This is a genomic window from Roseixanthobacter psychrophilus (assembly GCF_043195195.1).
Lineage (GTDB): Bacteria > Pseudomonadota > Alphaproteobacteria > Rhizobiales > Xanthobacteraceae > NCEH01.
Genome location: NZ_JBAFWT010000117.1, coordinates 1 through 1,928 on the forward strand (window position 1 = coordinate 1; position 1,928 = coordinate 1,928).

Consider the following 1,928-nt stretch of genomic DNA (forward strand, 5'->3'; position numbering starts at 1 on the left):
ACGCTCGGCGCCGCGGAACCAAAAGCCATCACGTCGTAGGTCTCGGGTTCCATCCCCGCAACGTCCATGCCCGGCGATCCCACCGGCATGCCGGCAACGGCGATGCCGCGTGCGGACGGACGCGCAGCCAGGAGCCGGGCCAAAGCCGTGGCTGGAACGTGGCCTTCGAGAAGGAAGTTTTCGACCTCGGCCGTGCGGCAGGACCAAAGCGCCGAGGGAATCCCAAAGCGAACTTTGATTGCGTTCATCCTTCGCTCCCCGACGATCTTCGTGGAAAAGCCGGCCTTCGCAATATGGTCGGCCGAGGCCCCGCAACAGGCGCAGGACGGATCCTTGTAGACCGTGACCAAAGGTTGGCCGGCGGCCTTGGCAGGGACTGGCGAGAGCAGCGTCGCGCCAGCGCGCAGGAGCACGCGTCTGCGATCCATGTTCATCGGGTGGTCCTCCGGGGACGGGGAGCGCCGCAGCGCTCCCCGGGGATCGCGAGATGTCACTTCGCCTTGGCGATCTTGGTGACCGTCAGACGGCCGCTCACACGATCAGCCTCGAACTTGACCTTGTCGCCCACCTTGACCGCTTTCAGCATGGTGGGGTCGGCGACGGCGAACACCATGGTCATGCCGTCCATGTCGAGGTTCTTGATCGGCCCGTGCTTGAGTGTGACCTTGCCCTGGGCCTCGTCGATCTTGGTTACCTGCCCGTCGACCGCAGCGGTCTGCGCCAGGGCGACGGTCGAGAACGCTGAGATCGCGGCTGCCATCATGAATTTGCGCATCATTCTGCTCCTTCTCTTCGACTCGGTCACTTGACGACAATCTTGCCGAACATGCCGGCTTCTCGGTGACCCGGGATCAGACAGGAAAAGTCGAACTCGCCTGCCTTCGTAAACTTCCACACAATCTCCCCCGTCTTCTTCGGAGCGAGACGCTTAGCGTTGGGATCGTCGTGCTCCATGTCGGGGTTCTTCGCCATTTCGACGGCGTGTTTGAGATTTTCGTCCAGAGTGGCAAGGACGATTTCGTGGTCGAGCTCGCCGTTGTTACGGAGGACGAACTTCACCTGTTCTCCCTTGCGGATTTCGATCCGGTTTGGGATGAATTCCATTTTCCCGTCCGCTTCGCGCATAGTGACCTGGACGACTCGGCCCGACTTCTTCGGATCGCCGGGTTCGCCATACGCACGCTCATCGCCATGGGAGTGGCCAGCGTCCGCCAGAGCGGCCGTGGATAGTGATAGGGCCGCGAGAGCGGCGACCAAAATTCTCGTCTTCATCTGGAATTCCTTCTCAATGATTGTTGTGGGGGGATTTGACGCCGGGTTTCACGACGTTGAACTCGGCAGTCTTGGTCTTGTCGAACTTAGGGGAAGGAGCGCGTTCAGCCTTTTTCGGTTCGCCCTTCCACTCGAAGGCGACCGTCCCTTCCGGGTGCTTGAACCAACCCGGATCCTTGTAGTCGCCGGATGCGAGCCCCTCGCGCACCTTGACGACCGAGAACATGCCGCCCATCTCGACCGCCCCGAACTGGGCGAAGCCCGTCATCATCGGCAGCGTGTTGTCGGGCAGCGGCATCTCCATCTCGCCCATGTCCGCCATGCCCGCCGTGCCCATCGGCATGTAGTCGGGGACGAGCTTGCGCACCTTCTTGGCGAACTCCTTCTTGTCGACGCCGATGAAGTTGCGCACGTCGTGGCCCATGGCGTTCATGGTGTGATGCGACTTGTGGCAGTGGATCGCCCAATCGCCGGGCTTGTCGGCGACGAAATCGAAGGCGCGCATCTGCCCGACGGCGCAATCGATGGTGACCTCTGGCCAGGCCGCGGCCTCCGGCACCCAACCGCCATCGGTGCACGACACCTTGAAGTCGTAGCCGTGCATGTGGATGGGGTGGTTCGTCATGGTGAGATTGCCGAACCGGATGCGGACCTTA

Annotated in this window: 4 protein-coding genes; all 4 read right to left on the reverse strand. The window is 62.0% G+C overall.

Annotation, left to right across the window (positions count from 1 at the left end; all coding sequences use genetic code 11):
* The coding region (locus V5F77_RS28660; RefSeq protein ID WP_429008449.1) for a DUF411 domain-containing protein at positions 1 to 434 on the reverse strand (434 nt) is incomplete at its 3' end.
* 56 nt (positions 435 to 490) lie between these two features.
* A complete protein-coding gene (locus V5F77_RS28665) occupies positions 491 to 775 on the reverse strand; it encodes a copper-binding protein (protein WP_394025876.1) in 285 nt (94 codons plus the stop codon).
* A 26-nt stretch (positions 776 to 801) separates the two neighbouring features.
* Positions 802 to 1,272, reverse strand: coding sequence for a cupredoxin domain-containing protein (locus V5F77_RS28670; protein ID WP_394025872.1), 471 nt, complete (start codon positions 1,270 to 1,272; stop codon positions 802 to 804).
* Between the two features lie 13 nt (positions 1,273 to 1,285).
* Positions 1,286 to 1,928: multicopper oxidase domain-containing protein (locus V5F77_RS28675; RefSeq protein WP_429008450.1), on the reverse strand; the 643-nt coding region annotated here is incomplete at its 5' end.